Origin of the sequence: Mesorhizobium sp. WSM3862 (assembly GCF_002294985.1) — a bacterium.
Classification (GTDB): domain Bacteria; phylum Pseudomonadota; class Alphaproteobacteria; order Rhizobiales; family Rhizobiaceae; genus Mesorhizobium.
Genome location: NZ_NSGE01000002.1, coordinates 535865 through 556643, shown reverse-complemented (window position 1 = coordinate 556643; position 20779 = coordinate 535865). Strand labels below are relative to the sequence as shown.

General features: G+C 62.9%; 14 protein-coding genes and 1 tRNA gene. 5 read left to right on the top strand and 10 right to left on the bottom strand.

From position 1 onward, the window contains the following. Window positions 1-49 precede the first annotated feature (49 nt). Window positions 50-325, bottom strand: a complete 276-nt coding sequence (locus CK224_RS06910; RefSeq protein ID WP_006203587.1) for a DUF1153 domain-containing protein — start codon at window positions 323-325, stop codon at window positions 50-52. Window positions 326-410: 85 nt separating this feature from the next. Further along, on the bottom strand, window positions 411-596 hold the full coding sequence (locus CK224_RS30660) for a hypothetical protein (RefSeq protein ID WP_127246013.1): 186 nt from the start codon (window positions 594-596) through the stop codon (window positions 411-413). Here CK224_RS30660 and mnmA point away from each other — a divergent pair. After that, on the top strand, window positions 595-1785 hold the full coding sequence (gene mnmA / locus CK224_RS06905; protein WP_095781230.1) for a tRNA 2-thiouridine(34) synthase MnmA: 1191 nt from the start codon (window positions 595-597) through the stop codon (window positions 1783-1785). The two genes, CK224_RS30660 and mnmA, sit on opposite strands and share 2 nt — an antisense overlap. A gap of 53 nt (window positions 1786-1838) precedes the next feature. On the opposite strand, the gene CK224_RS06900 is transcribed toward mnmA, so the two are convergent. Next, a complete protein-coding gene (locus CK224_RS06900; protein ID WP_095777253.1) occupies window positions 1839-2804 on the bottom strand; it encodes a Gfo/Idh/MocA family oxidoreductase in 966 nt (321 codons plus the stop codon). Window positions 2805-3033: 229 nt separating this feature from the next. On the opposite strand from CK224_RS06900, the gene CK224_RS06895 reads away from it, so the two are divergent. After that, window positions 3034-3110: transfer RNA gene (locus CK224_RS06895), tRNA-Met, on the top strand. 88 nt (window positions 3111-3198) lie between these two features. On the opposite strand, the gene CK224_RS06890 is transcribed toward CK224_RS06895, so the two are convergent. Together CK224_RS06890 and CK224_RS06885 are read right to left on the bottom strand one after the other, a co-directional pair. Next, the gene (locus CK224_RS06890) at window positions 3199-5664 is read right to left on the bottom strand and encodes an adenylate/guanylate cyclase domain-containing protein (RefSeq protein ID WP_095781229.1); all 2466 of its coding nucleotides are present in this window, start codon (window positions 5662-5664) and stop codon (window positions 3199-3201) included. Between the two features lie 80 nt (window positions 5665-5744). Beyond that, the gene (locus tag CK224_RS06885) at window positions 5745-6839 is read right to left on the bottom strand and encodes a branched-chain amino acid ABC transporter substrate-binding protein (protein WP_095781228.1); all 1095 of its coding nucleotides are present in this window, start codon (window positions 6837-6839) and stop codon (window positions 5745-5747) included. Between the two features lie 245 nt (window positions 6840-7084). Between CK224_RS06885 and CK224_RS06880 the strand changes: the two genes are divergently transcribed. Next, window positions 7085-9982, top strand: coding sequence for a trifunctional glycosyltransferase/class I SAM-dependent methyltransferase/polysaccharide deacetylase (locus CK224_RS06880; RefSeq protein ID WP_095781227.1), 2898 nt, complete (start codon window positions 7085-7087; stop codon window positions 9980-9982). Window positions 9983-10045: 63 nt separating this feature from the next. Here CK224_RS06880 and CK224_RS06875 read toward each other — a convergent pair whose 3' ends face one another. Then, entirely contained in the window at window positions 10046-10726 is a 681-nt protein-coding gene (locus CK224_RS06875; protein WP_066994127.1) for a redoxin domain-containing protein, read from the bottom strand. Window positions 10727-10745: 19 nt separating this feature from the next. Then, window positions 10746-14048 carry an adenylate/guanylate cyclase domain-containing protein gene (locus tag CK224_RS06870; RefSeq protein WP_176477867.1) on the bottom strand — a complete coding sequence of 1101 codons (3303 nt, stop codon included), beginning with the start codon at window positions 14046-14048 and terminating at the stop codon, window positions 10746-10748. Window positions 14049-14292: 244 nt separating this feature from the next. Between CK224_RS06870 and CK224_RS06865 the strand changes: the two genes are divergently transcribed. Next, the gene (locus CK224_RS06865) at window positions 14293-16065 is read left to right on the top strand and encodes an adenylate/guanylate cyclase domain-containing protein (RefSeq protein ID WP_095781225.1); all 1773 of its coding nucleotides are present in this window, start codon (window positions 14293-14295) and stop codon (window positions 16063-16065) included. 79 nt (window positions 16066-16144) lie between these two features. On the opposite strand, the gene CK224_RS06860 is transcribed toward CK224_RS06865, so the two are convergent. From CK224_RS06860 to CK224_RS06850, 3 genes are all read right to left on the bottom strand, one after another. After that, window positions 16145-17530, bottom strand: coding sequence for a hypothetical protein (locus tag CK224_RS06860; protein ID WP_095781224.1), 1386 nt, complete (start codon window positions 17528-17530; stop codon window positions 16145-16147). Window positions 17531-17728: 198 nt separating this feature from the next. Next, window positions 17729-18253 carry a GNAT family N-acetyltransferase gene (locus CK224_RS06855; protein WP_095781223.1) on the bottom strand — a complete coding sequence of 175 codons (525 nt, stop codon included), beginning with the start codon at window positions 18251-18253 and terminating at the stop codon, window positions 17729-17731. Window positions 18254-18327: 74 nt separating this feature from the next. After that, window positions 18328-19152 (bottom strand): hypothetical protein, encoded by an 825-nt coding sequence (locus CK224_RS06850; protein WP_095781222.1) that lies wholly within the window; start codon window positions 19150-19152, stop codon window positions 18328-18330. A 203-nt stretch (window positions 19153-19355) separates the two neighbouring features. On the opposite strand from CK224_RS06850, the gene CK224_RS06845 reads away from it, so the two are divergent. Then, window positions 19356-20771, top strand: a complete 1416-nt coding sequence (locus CK224_RS06845; protein WP_095781221.1) for an adenylate/guanylate cyclase domain-containing protein — start codon at window positions 19356-19358, stop codon at window positions 20769-20771. Window positions 20772-20779 lie beyond the last annotated feature (8 nt).

The following is a 20779-nucleotide window of genomic DNA, read 5'->3' as shown; positions in this document are numbered from 1 at the left end:
AAAAGGGCGCGGAGTTCCGCGCCCTTCTTTGGTTTCCGGCAGTCGGAGCCTAGTGGCGATATTGCTGGATCCGGGTCGTGCGCAGCCCGGCAAGGCCATATTCGTCGATCGATGCCTGCCAGGAGAGAAACTCCTCGGTGGTCAGCTTGTAGCGCTGGCAGGCCTCTTCCAGGCTGAGCAGTCCGCCGCGGACCGCCGCGACCACTTCCGCCTTGCGCCGGATAACCCAGCGCCGTGTATTCGTCGGCGGTAGATCGGCTATCGTGAGAGGGCTGCCGTCGGGCCCGATAACATATTTGACTCTAGGTCTAACCAGATCGGTCATCGTACTCTCTACTAAAAACTCAAAGACCCAATCCCCGCCACCGTACCGCCACAGCTTTAAAAATTGCCTAAGCGAAGCCTAATGACTAGGTAAGGATCGTGAACGTCGCGTTAGGTTTTCGTTCGGCATTTGAGATAATCGCGGTCCGGCCCTGATTTTGCCCGGAAATATCGCCGATAAAATCGCTTGAGGAGCCAAGCTGGCGCCGCCGGGATGCTTGACCTATATTCCGGCCATTGGCAGCCAGCGCCACGCAGATTGAAAGAACCATGAACAGCCTCGATCTTCCCGGACGCCCAGAAGACACCCGCGTCGTCGTCGCGATGTCGGGCGGCGTCGATTCATCGGTCGTTGCCGGCATCCTGAAGCGCGAAGGCTATGATGTTGTCGGCGTCACCCTGCAACTTTACGACCACGGCGCGGCAACGCACCGGGCCGGTTCCTGCTGCGCCGGCCAGGACATCGACGACGCCCGCCGGGTTTCCGAGACGCTCGGGATCCCGCATTACGTGCTCGACTATGAAGAGCGCTTCCGCAAGGCCGTCATCGATCCCTTCGCCGAGAGCTACGTCGCCGGGGAGACGCCCATCCCCTGCGTGTCCTGCAACCAAACGGTCAAGTTCGCGGACCTTTTGGCCACCGCCCAGGATCTCGGCGCCGATGCTTTGGCCACGGGCCATTACATCCGCTCGCGCGCCAATGGCGCGCATCGCGCGCTCTACAGGCCGGTCGATGCAGACCGCGACCAGAGCTATTTCCTGTTCGCCACGACCCAGGCGCAGATCGACTATCTGCGCTTCCCGCTCGGCGGACTTCCCAAGCCGCAGGTGCGGGCGATCGCCGAGGAGATGGGGCTGACGGTTGCCGCCAAGCAGGACAGCCAGGACATCTGCTTCGTGCCGCAGGGCAAGTACTCCGACATTATCGCGAAGCTGAAGCCGGCGGCCGCCAATCCGGGCGATATTGTCCATATCGACGGTCGCGTGCTCGGGCGTCACGAAGGTATTTTGCGCTACACGATCGGCCAGCGCCGCGGCATCGGCATCGCTTCGGGCGAGCCGCTCTATGTCGTCCATCTCGACGCCGACCGCGCCCGCGTCATTGTCGGCCCGCGCGAGGCGCTGGAGACGCACAGGATCTACCTGCGCGCCATGAACTGGCTCGGCGACGGCCCGCTCTCCGATGTTCCGGCCGGCGGGATCGAGCTTTTCGCAAAAGTCCGTTCGACCCGGCCGCCGCGCCCGGCCGTGCTGCATCACCGCGACGGCGTGACCTCGGTCGAGCTGGTCGACGGCGAATCCGGCATCGCGCCCGGACAGGCCTGCGTGCTCTATTCCGATGACGGCGATGAGGCGCGAGTCTATGGCGGCGGCTTTATCGAGCGCTCCGAGCGCGGCGCCGAGGCCGAGGCGATGCTGTCCAGGCTTGCGCAACAGCCCGCGCACGTCCCCGCCGAGTAACCCACGCCTTCAATCGGGCGCTTTGCCTCAGGATTCCCTTTTGTGAACGCGCCTTAAGCGGGCGACCCGCTATGCGCCACCGTCCCAGCCGTCAGGATGCGCAGCACCCGGATCGCTTCCTCGCCGTCGGTGCGGGGTTCGGCGCGCGTCTCGATGCACTGCATGAAGTGGGCGAGCTCGCGCGTCAGCGGCATGCCTTCGCCGACCGCAACGTAGGAAGGCTCGTTGGCGGTGAACGCCCACTGGCCGCTGTCCTGCCAGACAGCGTGCCTGTAGACGGCAAGCTTGCGCTCCCAGGGCTCGACATCGTCGAACACCGCCATCGCCTTGGTTCCGACCACGGTCAGCCGGCGCTCGCGATAGGGATTGAGACGAGAAGCGAACAGATGGCTGCGCACGCCGTTCGGAAAGCGCATGTGCAGATGCGCGAAGTCGCTGAGGTTGTCGAGCAGTGCCGCGCCCTCGCCCCTGACCTCGATCGGCTCGGTGCCGGTGATGGCGAGGATCATCGAGAGGTCATGCGGCGCAAGGTCCCAGAGCGCGTCGTTCTCGGTGTGGAACTTGCCGAGGCCGAGCCGGTGCGAGTGGATGTAGCGCACCTCACCAAGCTCGCCATTGTCGATCAGCGCCTTCAGCGTCTCGAAGGCGGGGTGGAAGCGCAGCACGTGGCCCACCATAAAGACGCGGCCATTGTTCCTGGCCGCCTGCACCGAACGCTCGGCGTCCGCGACCGTCAGCGCGATCGGCTTCTCCACCAGCACGTCCTTGCCGCCCTCGATGGCGCGCAGCGCCATGTCGGCATGGAACTGCGGCGGCAGCGCCATGACAATGGCGTCGACATCGGCGCGCTCGAACAACTGGTCCGGCCCGATCGCCAGGCAGTCCTGCTCGCTGGCAAAGCCTTCGGCGCGGGCACGGTTGACGTCGGAAACGGCATGGAGCGCGCCAAGCGCCTTGAGGGTGCGGATGTGGTTGCTGCCCCAGTATCCGCAACCGAGGACGGCGATGCGCGGCTTCATTCGTTCAAACTCTAGAATTTCGTGGCCGAGACATAGCGACGTGCCCCGTCGAACTCAACCCCGATGCATGCGCTTCAGCGTCTGCCCGGCGCGGCTTTTTCGGGATGAGATTATGCTGATGCGTGCGGCTTGACAGCTTTGCCCTGCCAACCTTATATCCGCGCGACCTTGGCGAACGCCTCGAATTGCCCACGACCGGTGTGGTTCTTCGAGCCTCTTCGCCGCTCCTGGCGGAGTAGCTCAGTTGGTTAGAGCACGGGAATCATAATCCTGGGGTCGGGGGTTCAAGTCCCTCCTCCGCTACCACCTCAACCCATGTCCGGCCCGGATACATATGTCGTGACTTGCTCGGACGCGGCTTCGGTGATTTGCCGGCAGGCGCGGCGCCCAACTCCTACTGCCCGGGCTTGTGGGAAAGCCGGTCCAGCGCGTCTCGAAGCGCAGTGGCGGCACCGCCACGCTCATCGGCGGACATCAGCCCCGGTTCAAGTTCCAGCCTGAAGTGCGGCAGCTCGGTTCGAACAACGCGACAGGCGCCCGCTAGATTGGCCTTGATGACGCGGTAGGTGGCGACCGGATAGGCGATGCCCTTGACCTGGACGTGCCCCATCTCCTCACAATCGATCGTGTCCTTCACTTGCGCAAACGTCTCGTAGGAAATGAGGATGGTCCCCGGAGCCGCCTCTTGTTCCAGGCGCGAGGCGAGATTCACGGCGCCGCCGATTATCGTGTAATCCATCCGGTCCTCGCTGCCGAAGTTACCGACGGTGCAGTAGTCGGTATGGATGCCGATGCGGCAGCGCAGCGGTGTTTCGATCCCCATGTCCCGCCAGACCTCCGTAAGCTCGCTGATCCGCTTTTGCATGGCAAGCGCCATCTGCACGCAAGCCAGCGCGTCCTGCTTGACGCCGCGCGTCTCAGGGTCGCCGAAAAACATCAGGATCGCGTCGCCGACGTACTTGTCGATCGTGGCACCATGATCCAACGCGATTTTCGACATTTCCGTCAGGTAGTGATTGAGGAGCTGGGTGAGATCCTCGGATTCCATCTTGTCGGTGGTCTCGGTAAAGCCGGCGATATCGGAGAAGCATATGGTCAGCTTCTTACGCTGGCTGGCGATTCTAACGTCTTGGCGGCCGGTGAATATCGAGCTGTACACTTGGGGCGCCAGATATTTGGCCAGCTTGCTGGAAAGCGCTTCCAGGGCAGCGGACTTCTCGGCGAGGTTCTCCTCCCTTTGCTTCAGCTCGGTGATGTCCGAATAGACGGCGACCGTGCCGCCGGCGCTGATCCGCCGCTCGCTAATCATGATCCATCGTCCGTCGCCCCGCCGCTGCACCCACGGTTCGCCGGGGTTACGGTGCCGCCATAGGCGCTCCGCGACCCACTCATCGACCCGACCCTCGGCATCCCTGATGTAGCCACGCTCCGCGGATCGGCGAATGATCTCCTCGAATGCCATGCCGGGGGTTAGCTCTGCCTCCAGACCGGCGTATAGCAGTTCGCGGTAGCGGCTGTTGCTAAGGACAAGCCAGTCCTCTTTGTCATAGAGAGCGAAACCTTCGGAAATGCTTTCGATGGCATCGACCAGCCTTTGACGCGCTTCTGCAACGTCGCGCAGGTTCTTTTCCTCGACCTCGACAGCGGTATCCCGGAAGAGGCTCAGCGCCTCGGCCATGCGCCCGATTTCGTCGCTGCCCGCCGCCGGCAGCGGCGCACGAAGATCGCCGCCCGCGATCGCGAGCATGCCCTGACTCACCGCTCCCAGACGGGCGAGTAGGCTGCGGTCGACATAGAGCCAGACGACCAGAACCGAGCTCAACAGGCTGAGAAACGCAGAGCCGAGGACAACTCCGGTGCCGTAGCGCTGGACGAGCGCGGCTTCGCGACCGGAGGCAGCGATCTCGCGGTCCGCTGCGGCGACAAGACGGTCGACGGCTGCGGTCAGACTGCGCGACAGCCGATTGTTTTCAGCCAGAAGCTTTTCGCCCTGCGAGAGGACCGCAAGCTCCTCCTCCCGTGCCTTCGGGATGCTGCTCTCACCATCGGTGAGTGCCTCGAACTCGTCCACCCGCAGCCGAAAACGGGTTTGCAGCTTTTCGTCGATCTCCGCGGAAGCCGTTTCCAGAGCGGCGAGCGAGCGGTGCAGCGGAAACAGGATCAACGCCAGGTCGCCTTGCGTCGGCGCGGTCGCGGCCTTCACCAGCGCGTCGTTGACCGCCGAGATCTCCAGCAGCGCCTTCTGCTGGGGGATGTAAGCCGCAATCGCGTGGACCATGTCGGCCATTGCCGCTGCGCGTCGATCGGGCGACAGCGACGTATCGGCCGCGACCGCCCGCCATTGCGGGAGCCTGGAATCCATCACCACGATGCTGGTGGCCAGAAGGCGTTGGCTGCCGGTCGTCGTCGCGGCGAGGCGGTTCAGGAGTTCCTCCTTGCGGGCGACCACATCGAGGCGGGCGACAACAAGAGAGTCGAGCTCCTTCAGGTTGCGCCTCAGGACAACCGCAGCTTCCTCGATCTCAGCTAAAGGCACTGTGCCCAGCGTAACATCTCTGAGATCCGTACGCAGGGCCTCGAGGCGGGACATCTCGAGCGCAACGGCCGCCGAGACCTTGTTGTGCTGAGCCCTGCTTGTCGCCGCCAGCACCGATGGCGCGGCAGCGGCGACCCGTTCGGCCTGGCGCGACAGCTGGAGGGAGGCCAGCGCCGACGGCACCCGATCCCTGGTGATTCGGTCGACGACGTCGCCGACTTCGAGGAAAGCATAAAGCGCCGCGGCGGTAGCCAGCACCGCAAGGCCGCTGATCCCGAAAAAGGCGAGCAACAGCCGACCGCGTATGCCGAGGCGTTCAAGCATCGTGGGGAGTCGGAACAATCCAGCCACACAGGTCTGCATCAGACTAGACGTCTCAGCGTCACGCCGGCGTTCGGCGCACCCTATTCAACCGGCACGTACTCCCCGCCCCGCCAGACGTACCAAACCCAGCTCTGCCTCGTGAGGTCGCCCTTGGCGTCGAAATCGACCCTGCCAATGACGGTGTCGAATTGCTGTTCGCGCAGTGCCGCTATGACCGCCTTTGGCGCCAGCGAACCTGCCTTCGCCACCGCCTGGGCCCAGACCTGCACCGCGCAGTAGCTCAACAGCGTGTAGCCCGCGGGCTCGAAGTTTTGCGCACGGAACTGCTCCACGATCGCGGCCGCGCCGGCGTTTCGCCGCGGGTCCGCCGGGAAGGTGAACAGGGTTCCCTCCGCCGCTGAGCCTGCGATCAGGGCGAATTCCTCGGTAGCCAAAGCATCTCCGGATATGAGCTGAAGCGTGTAGTCCCGGTCGCCTGCAGCGCGAGCGATCAGCGCAACGTCGGCATGATACCCGCCTACATACAAGGCCGAAATGCCGGCGGATTGCAACGCAGCGACCTCGGCTGAATAGTCGTCCTTCCCAGGCCTGTATGCGTCGTAAAAAGCTTCAGTCACGCCCCGTTTGTTCAGCTGCTTCCTGGTCTCGTCGGCGAGACCCTTCCCATAGGTCGAATTGTCGTGAAGGATTGCGATCTTCTTGTCGTCCCAGTGATCGGCAAGGTAGTTGCCGGCGATGAAACCCTGCGCGTCGTCGCGGCCAATGGTGCGGAAGACATTGCCACGGCCCTGTTCGGTCAGCTGCGGATTGGTCGAGCCTGGGGATATTTGCACGACGCCCGCCGCCTCATACACTTTTGATGCGGGGATCGAGGCTCCAGAGCAATAATGCCCGACGACGAGCACCACCCCGTCGGCCACCAGCTTCTGGGCGGCCGCGACCGCCTGCTCGGGATCGCAGAAATCGTCGACCGAGATCAGCCTCACCTTCTGGCCGAGCACGCCACCCGCCGCGTTGAGGTCGGCCACCGCCCTCTCCGCGCCGCGTTGCCCCTGCTCGCCGATCCAGGCAAGCCGCCCTGTCATCGCAGACGAGACCCCGATCAGCACTTCAGCCCTCGCGGAACTGAACACGGCCGCCAGAACTAGGATCGCTAGGGCGATGACACGGTGCATGTTTTGCACCCCCTGTGAACAGTAGCTTACGCTAATCCAGTCTGCCCCGACAGCCCCTTCGGCATGCGCGAGTGTCTCGGATGTGACGCGAAAACACCGCCCCGGCGCACGGGCCTAATTCTAAACCGTCGGGCATGAGCGCTCTCCATTCAAGCCTGTTTTCAAGTCTTGTTTGCGTGCAGGAAATCGCGGGCTATGGTTTGGGACTTTTGTTCTACCTTCGAAGCAGGCGCGGGTAAGACGGCGTGGCGCATAATCCTCTGGTTTCAATCGTGGTTCCTGCGCACAACGCCGAGGCAACGCTGGCGCGCGCACTCGATTGCCTTCTCGATCAGGATATAGCGGATTGGGAGGCGATCATCGTCGATGACGCCTCTACGGATCGCACCCCCGCGATCATCGCCGGTTATGTTGAGCACGATGCCCGATTTCGCACGTTGAGCTCTTGCGCGTATAGCGCCGCCGGTGCGCGCAACAGCGGGATTTCGGTCGCGCGCGGCCAATGGCTCATGTTTCTGGATGCGGACGATTGGGTGGATGCCAGCTTCCTTGCAAAAATGCTGACCGCTCTGAAAACCGCTCCCGATGCGGTGGCCGCCTATTGCGGTTCTCGGCGCGTGATGCCCGACGGCGAACTGACCCCGTCGAGCATCTCAACAGAGGTTGCGATCGAGCCCTTCGAAACTTTCGCGCGCCGGCGCGCCATTCGCACTCACGCGCTGCTGGTCGATCGGAAGACAATTGTCGAGTTGGGCGGTTTCGATGTGTCGCTGCGCACCTGCGAGGACTGGGACCTGTGGCAGCGTCTCGCACGTCTGGGCAAACGTTGGGTGATGGTCGACGAGCCTCTCGCTTTCCATCGGGTCAGCCCCAACTCGCTCTCCTGCAATTCGACGCAGATGCTGGCAGATGCGGCAATCGTGATCGTCCGCGGCTTTTCTCCTGATCCCAGGGTCGAACACCCGGCATCGGTTCACGCCAATGGAGCGATCGACGCGAACGGCTGCTCCGCTGCCGAAGCACTCGCGTGGTTCGAGCTGTGGAACGCCGCGTCGGATTGCGGCCGCGGCGCCTGCTCAATCGACGCGCAGTCCCTGCGCGCGGTCCCGGCAGCACGCAAATGGGCGCGTGAGATCGCCAGGGTGGTCTTCGATGGCCTTATGGTAGGAAGCCTGTCGGTGCCAGCGCAATTGGCTGCCAGGTGGGACAGGTTCGGTGGCCCCCTCACCGAGTTGATCGTCGAACTCGGCAGGGTCTGGGACGATCCCGCAGCGGGTCGCCGCGTCCAGTATCACCTTGAGCAAATGCTTCTCGACTCCGACGATCTCGCCGCGCCGCGCAGATTGGCGCGGACACTCGGAATTCGCGTCGACGCCGGAAATCCGGCCTCCACCGAACTTCCGGAAGGAATCGATCGAATTTATGCCTATCTGATGATGGACGGCCGGATCGAGGCTCGCGTGCAGTTCGGCGCGCTCGGGAAAGTGACAAGGAGCCATTGGATCGAGTTGGCCTCGCAGAGCGGCGTTGCCGACAAGTCAAACATGTCTGAAGCCGGGGCATCGTTGTCCATGGCGGAGCCTCCGTCCGATCCGGACAGCCACTTCGGCAAGCTGGCGCGATTGGCCGCGAAAGCGCAGGAACTGGTTCGGTCGAGCGCCGAACCTGCAGCGCCATTTGCGGCACCGCGCCGTAAACCGGCCGCGGATGACAACGGTACTGATCGCACGTCGTTCTGGAATCGCCGTTTCGCGACCGAGGATCCCTGGAACTATCGTTCGCCCTATGAGCAGGAAAAGTATGAGCGGCAGCTCGAAATTCTGCCTGCCGGTCTCATCGGACGGGCGCTTGAGCTGGCCTGCGCGGAGGGCCACTTCACGCGGCAGCTGGCGCCGCGTGTCGGCCATTTGACCGCAACTGACATCTCCAGCGTAGCCGTCGAGCGGGCGCGCGCGCGATGCAGCGATCAGCCGAATGTCGACTTCGGCGTACTGGATTTCTCCGCGGAAACGCTTCCGGGCAAGATGGATCTGATCGTCTGTTCGGAAGTGCTCTACTACCTGGACGATCTCGCTGAGTTGCGGCGCATCGCCAAGAAATTTGTTGAGGCGTTGACGCCTGGCGGGAGTGTCGTCAGCGCACACGCATTCGTGCTCCGAGACAATGTTGAGAGGACGGGCTTCGACTGGAACACATTCGGCGCACAAGCGATCTCGGAGACGCTGGCGGCGACCGAAGGCCTCGTCCTCGAGCGGTCGATCCAGACCGAGCTCTATCGCATAGACCGCTTCCGCCGCCTGTCACCGGACGGCGTGGCGACGGACCCGGTGATTGATCATGTGCCAATCCACGCGCCCATCGGTGTTGGAGTCGCGCGAAATATCGTCTGGGGCGGGGCACGGGCCTTGCGCCGCGACGTCGCGCGCAGCGAGCGGCGGCAGCATGTCCCTGTCCTCATGTACCACGGCATCGCCGATGATGGTCCAGCCGCGCTCGCCCGTTTTCGGCTCACGCCCGCCGCATTCGACCGCCAGATGGCATGGCTGCGCGCCAATGGCTTTCACGCCATCACGTCCGAGCAACTGGGATGGTCCATCGCCAACCGTGAACCTTTCGTTGGCCGCCCGGTGCTCATCACCTTCGATGACGGCTTCCAGAATTTTGCCGACCATGCTTGGCCGATCTTGCGCGCGAACGACCTGACCGCGGAAGTGTTCCTGGTAACGGACTTGGTAGGGGAAAATGCACGGTGGGACATCGACAGCGGTCCGCCGACGCAGCTTATGGACGCTGGGACGGTGCGACGTCTCGCCGGCGAAGGTGCGTTCTTCGGAAGCCATCTGGCGACGCATCGCGCGATCGATGGTCTGTCGAGTTCTGATTTGGCCGCCGAGCTCCTGCGCTCTCGCATGTTCGTCGAACGGTGGACCGGTCGGCCAACCACGGCGTTCGCGGCACCCTTCTCTGTCACCGACCGACGGCTTGGCCGGCTGGCCAGGGAGTGCGGCTATCGGATCGGCTTCGGCGGCAAACACGGGCCGGCGGATCTCGATTGCGATCCCATCGACCTTCCGCGCATCGAGGTTCGCGGGGATCGCTCGCTCGAAGACTTTGTTGCGCGTGTCGAGGCCGTGCTCGGATGAACGGTGAACAAACCGGGTTCTGCTTTTTTATCGGTGTCCCGCCCGACTACCTTGTTCGCAAGTCTATTGAACGACCTGGGACACGGCTGACATCAGCTCCTGCGGGTTCGGCGCCCCAAACATGTATCGCCCACCCTCTGGAACCTCCGTGAAGCTCCAGCGGACCACCCCCTGCCGGTCCAGCAGGAATTGACCGATCAGTTGTCCGTGTCCCGTTGCCATCATCTGCTGGTCGGCCTCGGTCACTTCGTAGTGGTCCTTCTTGTCGAGGAATTCGCTGGCCGCAAAAGGATCCATGGGAGCGGGCAACTCGCCTGGTATGTCGACCCGCATATCCTTTGCCGCTGCCATCGAGACCTTGTACGGCCAGTTCGTGTCGTCTTGGGTGAATTCGAGATTGGGCAGTCCAAAAGCACGATGCGAAGCGCGTTCAGGGTCGGAAGCCGCAAGCAGATTCGGCATCGGGTGGTAGCGGAAATAGAGGCGCGCCCGTTCGATCGGCGTGTTGACCACCGTCAGGCTTTCCACTCCCTTTTCGCGCAGTTCCGGATCAAGCCGCGCCTGGGCGGCGATATGGCGCCGGCAAAACGCACAATGCAGACCTCGAAACAGGCCAACCAGCACTGGTTTTTGTCCGCGGAAGTCGTCAAGCGCGATCTTGCCTTCCTGGGTAATGGCGTCGAGCACCACGTTCGGCGCACGATCGCCCGGTTGAAGCGGTACCAAGTCAATACGCGCGGACATTGTTCAACCTCCCACCCGGCTAGTCGAGAAAAGGCAGCACCACAAGCGCTTCCGGGTCTAGCCCGTGCTGGGCGCATACACCCTGCGCCAGGGAAAAGTAGCGTTCGGCCTCGGCCAGATTGTCGAGGTCGAGATTAAGCGTTGCCAGACCATCATAGCACGGAAACAGCAGTTGGGGTTCACTCGTTTCGCGCGCTACGTCCAGTGCTTCGTGGAACAAGCCAACCGCCAGTTCCGGACGACCGTTGCACTGGTGGATCTGCGCAAGCACGATCAACGGCACCGGCAGATGCTCGCGCTGGTCGAGTGCCCGGTCGATCTCGATGGCCTTCTCGGCAGCAGGCACGCCCTCCGTTGGGCAGCGATCCGTGAAAGTACAACAAGCAACCGCCAGGTTCGCGAGGAGGCGCGCCTGAAAACCCAAATCACCAATATGGCGCGCCACTTCAAGACCGCGCCGACAGACCTTTATGGCCTGTGCCGGATCGATGGTCGTGTAAAGCACGCCGAGATTGGTGTAGCCGCGGCAGGCCGCGCCCAGCAGGCCGGCGGCTTCGGCCAATTCAATGCTACGCTCGATCTGGCGCACCGCTTCAAGATTTCGCCCAAGGCGAGCCAGCGCGACAGCCTTGGTATTGAGCGCCTCGGCGGTCACAAGAGTGGCGTCACGCCCTTCCTCGGAGACATGCTCCGCTGTCAGAGCGCGTACGCCATCCAGCGCCGCGTCTGCCCATTTTGCTGCGCGAGCGTGATCTCCGCTACGGAACGCCTGTCGGCCACGTTCTTGCCACAGCTGCGCCTGCTCGATCGGGGCATCCGCTCCTTCGAGCAGCGCTGCGGCTTCCGCATAGCGGGATTCTGCGTTGTCCCGCTTGCCGACGTCCCAGAGCAGCCGACCGATCTTGCGCAAAACTCGTGCCGACGCGACGCGATTGCCTGACTCGCGATATGCCTGCAGCACCGTTTCGTAGTGTTGGTGCGCGACCTCGCGGCGGCCTACCGGGCCGCTCAAATCGGCAATGCGCTCCGCGATTGCCAGTTTGAGCGGCGTTTGCCCGATCGCGCTCAACGCAGTCAACGCTCGCTCGTAGAAACGAAGGGCGTCGTCGTTGGCGTATATCATGCGAGCGCGATCGCCCGCCGCCTGCAAGTAATGCGCGCCTTTCTCCCGCTCCGCGCTCTGCGCGAAATGATGACCGAGCACGGTCAAATCCTCGAGCCGTTCCGGCTTGTCGCCACACAGCTGCTCCAAGGCGGCACCGACCCGCCCGTGGATATCGGTCCGGCGTTGCAACAGCAGATTCTGGTAGATCACGTCCTGCAGCAACGTTTGCGTAAAGCGGTAGCTTGGCGTCGAGATCGAGCCTGATCCGGCGACTTCCTCGATGATTTCGGCATCGCAAAGCAGTTCGCAGCCGGCTTCCAAGCGGCCGGGTTCGGCTGTCACGGCTTTCAAAAGTGTGGCATCGAAGCGCGGGCCGATCACCGCGGCTTCCTGGGCCAACCGGCGCACCTCCTGGGGCAGCCGGTCGACCCGGGCAAGCAGCATTGCCTGGATAGTGGCGGGAATGCCGGTTGCGACTTCGCCTGCCGCAGTCCGCCATCGCTGGCCCTCGCGCATCAGCACACCGCGATCGATCAGGCCGCGAACGATCTCCTCTATAAAAAGCGGGTTGCCGCCGGCTCGCTCGAGGATCTGGTCGACAAGCCTGCCTGCGGACTTTACCCAGCTCTCACCGAACAGCGCCGCCAGCAGCCCGCGTCCGTCATCAGTGTTGAGCGGCGAAAGCCTGAGCGCTGTGTGACTGACCCGACTTGAGTCGAGCTGGTCGTTGTCCGGCGCCGGACGATGCGTGACCAGCAACATCAACCGCGTGCGTTCCAACCTGTCCATCACGAAACGCAGCGCCTCGAGCGACACGGCGTCGGCCCAGTGCAGATCTTCGACGACAATCAACAGCGGCGACAAGGCAAGCCGCCTTTCGATGATCGTGCGGACTGCGTAGAGGATTTGCCGCCGCAGCTGCTCGGGCTCGACATGCTGCAAGGTGGCATCGGGGTCGCCAAGGCCAAGCACATGGTAGAGCAAAGGCATCAGCCGCTTCGCCTCCTCGCCCTGCAGGCCGAGGTCGGTCAGCAAGCCTCCGAGCTTCGCCCGCATTTCATCCCCAGTATCGCTTTGCATCATCCCGGCAGCGCTGCGCACCACTGCGCCCAAGGCGCCAAAGGATTGTTCGCCCAGCGGTGAGCATGTGGCCTGCCGCACGGCGACGTTGCGAAAACGATCCTCGTCGCCGACGCGGGCGACGAATTCCTTCACCAGCCTCGATTTCCCAATACCGGCTTCTCCGACGAGGCGAACAAGTTGGGCCGAGCCGCCGCACGCCTGGTCAAGGCTGGCCAGCATTCTATGGAGCTCCGCACCACGACCTATGATCGGCGCGCTGAGGCCGAGCGCCTCGAGCCCACGCGCTGCACGCGGCAACGCAAGCGGTGCGTCCAGTCGATGGACGAGCACACTGCCTGCTTTTCCGCGAAGCACAACATCGCCCAGCGGCTCGAAAGAGAAGGCATGCCGGGTCAGCCTGTGAGTTAGTTCGCCTACCAGAACCTCACCCGGTGCGGCCAGCGATTGCAAGCGTTGCGCCGTATTCACGGTATCGCCAGTCACCGAATAAGATTTGGCGGTGCCGATGCCCAATCCGCCAGTAACGACCGGACCAGTGTTTATGCCGATGTGGAGCAACAGAGGCGAGCCGGAGTGGGGAGCGCTTTCGCCGAGCCGCGTCGTCCGGGCCATCATGTCGAGAGCGGCGCGAAGCGCACGTTCCGGATCGTCCTCATGCGCGACCGGCGCACCGAACAAGGCAAGCAATGCATCGCCGATGAATTTGTCGACGAAACCGCCAAAGTTTCGCACGGCTGCCGTCAATTCCTTGAACAGTTGGTTCTGCAGCGCTTGCATCACCTCGGGGTCGAGCTGCTCGCTGAGTGTCGTGAAGCCGCAAAGGTCGGCGAACAGGACCGTCACCGTCCTGCGATCGGCTTCGGAGACGGGATGCAACCCATCATCCTCGCTTTCGATGTTCGCGAGCAGCGACGGAGTTCGAGAAGGCGGCACAATGGTCCGGCTTGGTGTCGGAGCAGGCCGTTCGACGGCTTTTGCCGTCGCACCGACGCTTGCCCCACATTTCGGACAGAACTCGAAATCGGGTGCGCACAGGTAGCCGCAGCTGGCGCATGGCACGGGCTGGCGCCTGCCACACTTCGGACAGAAAGCGAAACCGCCCTCGACCTCGAAACCGCAGCCCGAGCAGTCCATCGAGCAAGACCTCACTGAAGCCATGACGGCGTGATCCGCCACGCACTTCACGGCCGGGGTATTCAGACAAGAATGAACCGATAGTCGTCGGCCAGCAAGCGGCAGCGCAAATGGGGCACCGAGCGATCGGTCCAGGCCCGGTGGCAGAGCGCTGCCGGCTCGCGGCGGCTCGGTAGCCGTCGTCCACGAAAATTCCCTCTTACCCTCCGCCTTCCTGCTATTATGAAGCCGAGGACACGTGCCCATGAGCGAAAACCGGAAGCTGGCCGCAATCCTGGCTGCAGATGTGGTTGGATACAGCCGGCTCGCGAGCGCGGACGAAGATCGTACTTTGGCGAGGTTGCGGGCACTGCGCAGCGACCTGATTGATCCAATCATCGCAGTGCACAACGGGCGGGTGATCAAGCGCACCGGGGATGGAGCGCTGGTCGAGTTCCGCAGCGTGGTGGATGCCGTGCGCTGCGCCATCGAGGTTCAGAACGGCATGGTCGAGCGCAATGCCGGCGTGCCGCAGGACCGCCGCATCGAGTTCAGGATCGGCATCCATCTGGGCGATGTGGTCGAAGAGAGCGACGGCGACCTGATGGGCGACGGCGTCAACATCGCCTCGCGTTTAGAGGGCGTCGCGGCGCCCGGCGCCATCTGCCTGTCCGAGGATGCCTATCGCCAGGTCAAGGCGCGGCTCGACCTCTCGGTCAGCGATCTCGGCAGCACACAACTCAAGAACATCGCCGAGCCGATCCGGGTCTATTCGCTGCAAGTCGGCAGCGCCGGGACCAAGGCGGCCGCGACCCCGGAAACCGCGGCGAGCCGGCCCGCGACGGCAGCGCCGCCGAAACTGTCGATCGCCGTCCTGCCGTTCGCCAACATGAGCGGTGACGCCGAACAGGATTACTTCGCCGACGGCATTTCTGAGGACATCATCACGGCGCTGTCCAAACTGTCGCAGCTCTTCGTCATCGCACGCAATTCGTCGTTCACCTTCAAGGGCCAGAACGTCCATGTGCAGGAGGTGGGCTCGAAGCTCGGCGTGCGGCATGTACTCGAGGGCAGCGTACGCAAGTCGGGGAACAGGGTGCGCATCACCGCGCAGCTCATCGATGCAACCTCGGGCGGCCATCTTTGGGCGGAGCGGTTCGATCGCGACCTGACCGATATATTCGCCGTGCAGGACGACGTGACGCAGCAGATCGTCGGAGCGTTGGCGCTCAATCTCACCGAAGGCGACCGTCAGCGGCTGGCGCCCGAGTATGCGCGCAACACGCAGGCGTATGACTATTTCCTGCGGGGCCGGGAGCTGTGGCACCGGCTGACGAAGGAGACGAACGTCGCAGCCCGCGACCTCTTGCAACGTGCGATCGAACTGGACCCGAAGTTTGCCTCTGCCCACGCCTTCCTCGCCCTCACGCACGGGCTCGATTACCTGAACAGGTGGAGTGCGTCGCCGCCGGAATCGATGGCGCAAGCGGAAGAGGCTGCAACGCGAGCGGTGACGCTGGATGACAGCGATCCCTGGGCCCACTGGGCGCTGGCTATCGTGAAGCTGTATACACGACGGCACGATGAGGCCATCGACGAGGCCGAGCACGCGATAGCTCTCAACCCGAACTTCGCCGAAGGGCACGTGATCCTCGGCGAGGCGCTGCACTATTCGGGCAGATCCGAAGAGGCGCTCGAGAGTTACGCCCGGGGCAAGACCTTGAATCCATACTTTCCGGATGTGCTTCTGCATTTCCAGGCTTTGGCATCGTTTCAACTCGGAAGGTACGAAGAGGCCGTTGACCTCTTGCTGCAGCGGCTGGCTCGCAACGCTGTCACCGATGTCTCGCGCGCGCTTCTGGCCGCCAGCTACGGCCATCTGGGCCGTTTCGCCGAGGCCCGCGGGGCATGGCAGGAGGTGCTTCGCGTCAATCCCGACTATTCGCTGGACTACCGACGCAAGGTCTTGCCCTACAAGAACCCTGCCGATTTCGAACTCATCGTGGACGGGCTCCGCAAGGCAGGTATCGTGCAATAACAGGTGAGGCCATGTCAGGCAGGCCTTGAACTGCGGCCGATCGCGATGGACTCTCCGCGAATAAAACCTGATGCGAACCTCAGGTCGCCTTGATCTCTGCCTGGCCGACCTTGCGCCATCGGGCGTCTTCTCGAACCAGTTTCAGGTCGTCGGTCGTCTCGGCAAATGTTTGCAAGCGATACTGCCGCAGCAGATCCGCGAAGAGCGCCCCTTGCGGCAGGCCGGCAAGCTGCTCGCGGACCGAGATCTTTTCATCGATGACCCGCACGCCCCAGGCATTTTCCCGAACCTGCAGCTCCTGAGCCAGATCGCGCTCTTCCGGCGCGTTCTCGTCAAGCGCGGCCAGCAGGATCGAGTGGAAAAGCGCCACATAGCCAATCTGTCTCAGGCCGCCCACAACCCGCACGCGCGGCAATATGGCGAGCACGAGGAACGTGAGGAACAAGTTCGGCAGCAGCACGCCTTCCAGTAGCGCCTGCTTGAGATGCGTTCGCTCGAACGGGATGGAAAGACCATGCGGCCTGTCGGGCTCGATCAGGTGTCCGTTCTCGAGGACGAGCTTGCGCACGCGCTCGTCGCGGATGCCCCAGAAATAGGCTGTGGCATTGGGCAGGAATCTGCCAAATGGTCTCGATGCGGTCTCTTGCAGGGCACGTTCGAGACGCTTGCGCCTCGCGGGCTCAAAGAGCAGCTTGGAAAGAAGGCTGCCGTCATATTCCAGATGCCGAGCCATGGCGGCCGCGGCCAGCCGATCATCGATGAAAACCGGCTTGGCCATGCCGGAACAGTCCCAATTGGCGACCAGATCCCCGTTGAGGGTTGTCACCGCGTCGGCCGCGGTTGCAAACATCTTGTCCCGGCTGGCAAGCAGTGTGCCCAGCCAGCGGCTGGCATCCGTTTCATCACCCACCGCTTCGAGCGCGCGTTTGTTGAGGAAGACGGGACCGGCCGCGCAGGCGCTTTTGCGGCACAGCTTGTGGCGTCCCATGCCAAACAGGTTGACCTTGTCGTCGCCGACATCGAGCCATCCGGGCCCCTCCCGGCCGATTGTCTCCATGGTCATCGTCGTTCCCATGAAGCAGAAGAAGGCCGAGAGCCCGCTTTCGACCGCGCCGAGCCAGGCAAGGAGCAGGGCGTCGAAGGTGATCCGGTCCATCAGAAGCAGACAGTGCAGGCCGGACTGAATCACCGGCCTGTGCTCGAACGCTTCGAGGGCCTTGCCGACCTCTTCAGGCTGCATGATCGCACCAAGACGCCGATGCAGCACGTCGCGCAGGATCGAGCGGGCAGCGATCGCCGGGTCCGATGCAGGCCTTGCCACCGGCCGCCACAGATGGCGGGCATAATCGGAAACCGGTGCGTTCCAGTTCTGCTCGATGTCACGCACAACCTCCGGGCAGAGCAGCGACAGCACAGCCAGAATTTCCACTGGAGGCGTAGGGATTGGGTCAGCCACGGCGGTCATCTGTCCCGTCTGGCGGCTCGCGGTGCAAACGCCAAGGGAGACCAGACTTCCTGGATGCCGGCCCACACATGGATCGTCAACTCGATCAGAACGGTGTGAGATGAAATTATCCTACAGAGTTCTCCATCGGCAACCACCAGTTCGCCAACTCGGCTTGATTTGTAGATCGGCTAAACAGTTATGACCGAACAGCGGATTTCAGAATCGCAGCCGGGCCATGCTGAGGAGGTCGTGGTACTGGCCCTCGGTAAAACCGGCCTTCACATGCCGACCTTCGACCTCGAAGCCATGGCTTTTGTAGAGGCGCATGGCCGGTTCGTTGTCGGCATAGACGGTCAATTCGACCCGCTTCAGAGCGCGCCAGTTGTCGGCCACGTCGAGCAGCGCGCCAAGTATGGCAGAGCCGATGCCTTTGCCGACAAAGGCATCGTCAAGACCGATATTGATCTCACCGATATGCGAACGGCGCGGCGAACCGTGCACGACCAGGCTGCCATGGCCGACGACCTTGCCCTCCACCTCCGCAACGATCCAGGTGGTTTCCTGGCCGGACTTGGCGATGCGCCGCTCCACCTGCTCCACCATCTCGAAAGGCATCCTGAGCGTGCCCCAGCGGAAGCCCGGCATGTTGAAGATGGCGCAAAGCGCCTCCGCATCGCTTAGCCGAACGGATCGGAGCTGCGGCTGGATTTTCTCGGAGGATGGCGAGGTTGTGCTGGTCATAACGTTCCCGGCGATGGCAATCGGCACGGTACGATGCACCCTACGTCACCTGAAAATCCAGCCGTCTCTAGAACCTATGATGCCGATTGCGAGCTAAAATACCGAGTGGCGGCGAAAAGTTTGAAGACGCCGCTGATGCCGATCCAGGCGAAAAGGGCAAGCCAGCACAATGTCCCGATCGCCGCCCAGTCGATCCGGTGCACGGCAGCGTCGGTGATGACGAGTCCAACAATGGCAAGCAGGCCAACCAGCAACTGCGCCAAGCCCAGCACCAGCAGTTCCTCGCGCGGCGCGCTTCTCCAGACGACATATATGCCGCCCGCCCCCGCGAGGAAGATGGCGCTGTAGACCTGAGCGTGGAAGCCATCGACCGGCCATGGCCAGAAGCTGCCGAATGTCAGGGGGAACAGCAACAGGCCGACGCCATAGAGTCCAAGGACTGCCGATTCCACCGGCATGTAGCCGCGCCATGCGGGCTGTAAGGTCACGCCTTTTGCAGAAGGACGGGCCCTGGCCCGCCACAAGAACAGCCCGGATACCGCGACCGAACCAAGATAGACCAGAAACCAGAGCCAGGGCGCTTTGCGCCCGAAGTTGAAATAGCCGAGATTGATGAACGACGCCACCGACACGATGACGGTGAAGATGAGCGCCATGACGAGCACCAGCCTGCCAGGCGACCAGCGATTCCAGAACAGCAGCGCCCCCATCACGACCATTTCGGCGGTGTAGAAGCCACCAAGGAAGCGGGCATTGAACGGGGTGACGGCCCACGGCCAGCGCGGCTTGACGAGCAGGGGCGCGAAAAACAGGCCGGCGCCTACGGCCAGGACGATAATGACCACCAAGGAGAAGAGGCGCAGGGTGGCCGGAAGCGGCGGATTGTCGGATGTCGGCATCGGGGAGCCCGCATAGATAAATGGCCATGGATCATCATAGTGCCGGTTGCGGCCGGCGAAAATCCGCCAAATGGACTTGAGCTATCGCCCGGCTTGTCTATTCGAATGGCCGTAGGGTCGGTTTCGAAGTAAAATGGCGCATTCGGACCAAGACCGGTCCGGTCAACACGTTTCGGCGGCGCACTTCTTCCGGAGCCTGCACGATGAACGAAGCTCAGGATCTGTTCTCGCTTCTGCGGCAATCGACCGATGTCGATCCGCGGGCAATCGATGCGATCAAGCGAACCATCGCGGAGGGCAAGGACCGCGAGCTTTGCCGCATCAATGCTCTAGCCTTCGCCAGCAAGCATGGCCTCGACGAGGATCGCGCCATAGGCGCCTTTCTGCATGCGGCGCGCGTGGGCCTCTTCGACATTTCCTGGAATGTTCTATGCCCCGGCTGTGGCGGCGTGCTCGACAGCAACGCCACGCTGAAAACCCTGCAGAAGGACGAATATACCTGCGCGCTGTGTTCCGAAGGCTATTCACCGACCCTCGACGAGATGGTCGAGGTGACATTCACGGTCAGTCCTCGCGTGCGCAAGATTGCCGCCCACAATCCACACGAACTGCCGTTGGTGGAATATTTCCGCCAGATCTACTGGGCGTCCGGCGTCGACCTGCCGGAAGAGGATTTCGCCAAGACGATGGAAGCGTTCTCGCTGGAGGATATCGAGCTTGCGCCCGGTGAAAAGGCTGTTCTGCCCGTACAGCTTCCGTCCGAATTCATCATCGTCTTCGAGCCGGTCACCCATTCAGTGCAGTTCATCGACGTCAAGGGCGAACCGACAAGAGAGCGCCGAAGCCTCTCATTGGTCTTCGACCGCGAGCATATCCAGAACCAGACGCTGGAGATGCAACCCGGCCCGTTGCGCATTTCGCTGGAAAACAGGACCGACACCCGCGTGCTGCCGACGGTCTTCATCGCCGGCCAGGAATTGCATGATCTCCTGGGCAAACGCCGGCCGTTCCTGACAGCCAAGCGCCTGCTCACCAACCAGACCTTCCGCGATCTCTATCGCACCGATACGCTCGACATCAACCAGCGCCTGAAGATCACTAGCCTCACCTTCCTGTTCACCGACCTGCGCGGATCGACCGAGCTTTACGAGCGGGTGGGCGATCTTTCAGCCTTCGATCTCGTGCGCGTGCATTTTCAGGTCCTGCACGAGATCGTTGCGTCGGAGGCAGGCGCGGTGGTGAAGACGATCGGCGATGCGGTGATGGCGACCTTCGCGACGCCGGATCGTGCGATTGCCGCGGCCCTGAGGATGCGCGATGCCATGCGTGCGCTCAATGAGAAGAGCGGGCGCGAGGATCTGCTGCTCAAGATCGGAGTCCATGCCGGCCCGTGCATTGCCGTGTCTATGAACGAGCGACAGGACTATTTCGGCCAGACGGTCAACATTGCTTCGCGGGTTCAGAACCTTGCCAACGCACAGGCGATCTTCGCCACGCGCGCGGTGGTCGACGACAATCTCACCGCCGATCTGTTGCACAGGAACGCGCTGACGCCCGTGCCACACGAGGTCTCGCTGCGCGGCATCGAGAGGGAGATAGCGGTATACACGATCCCCTGAAGACTTGG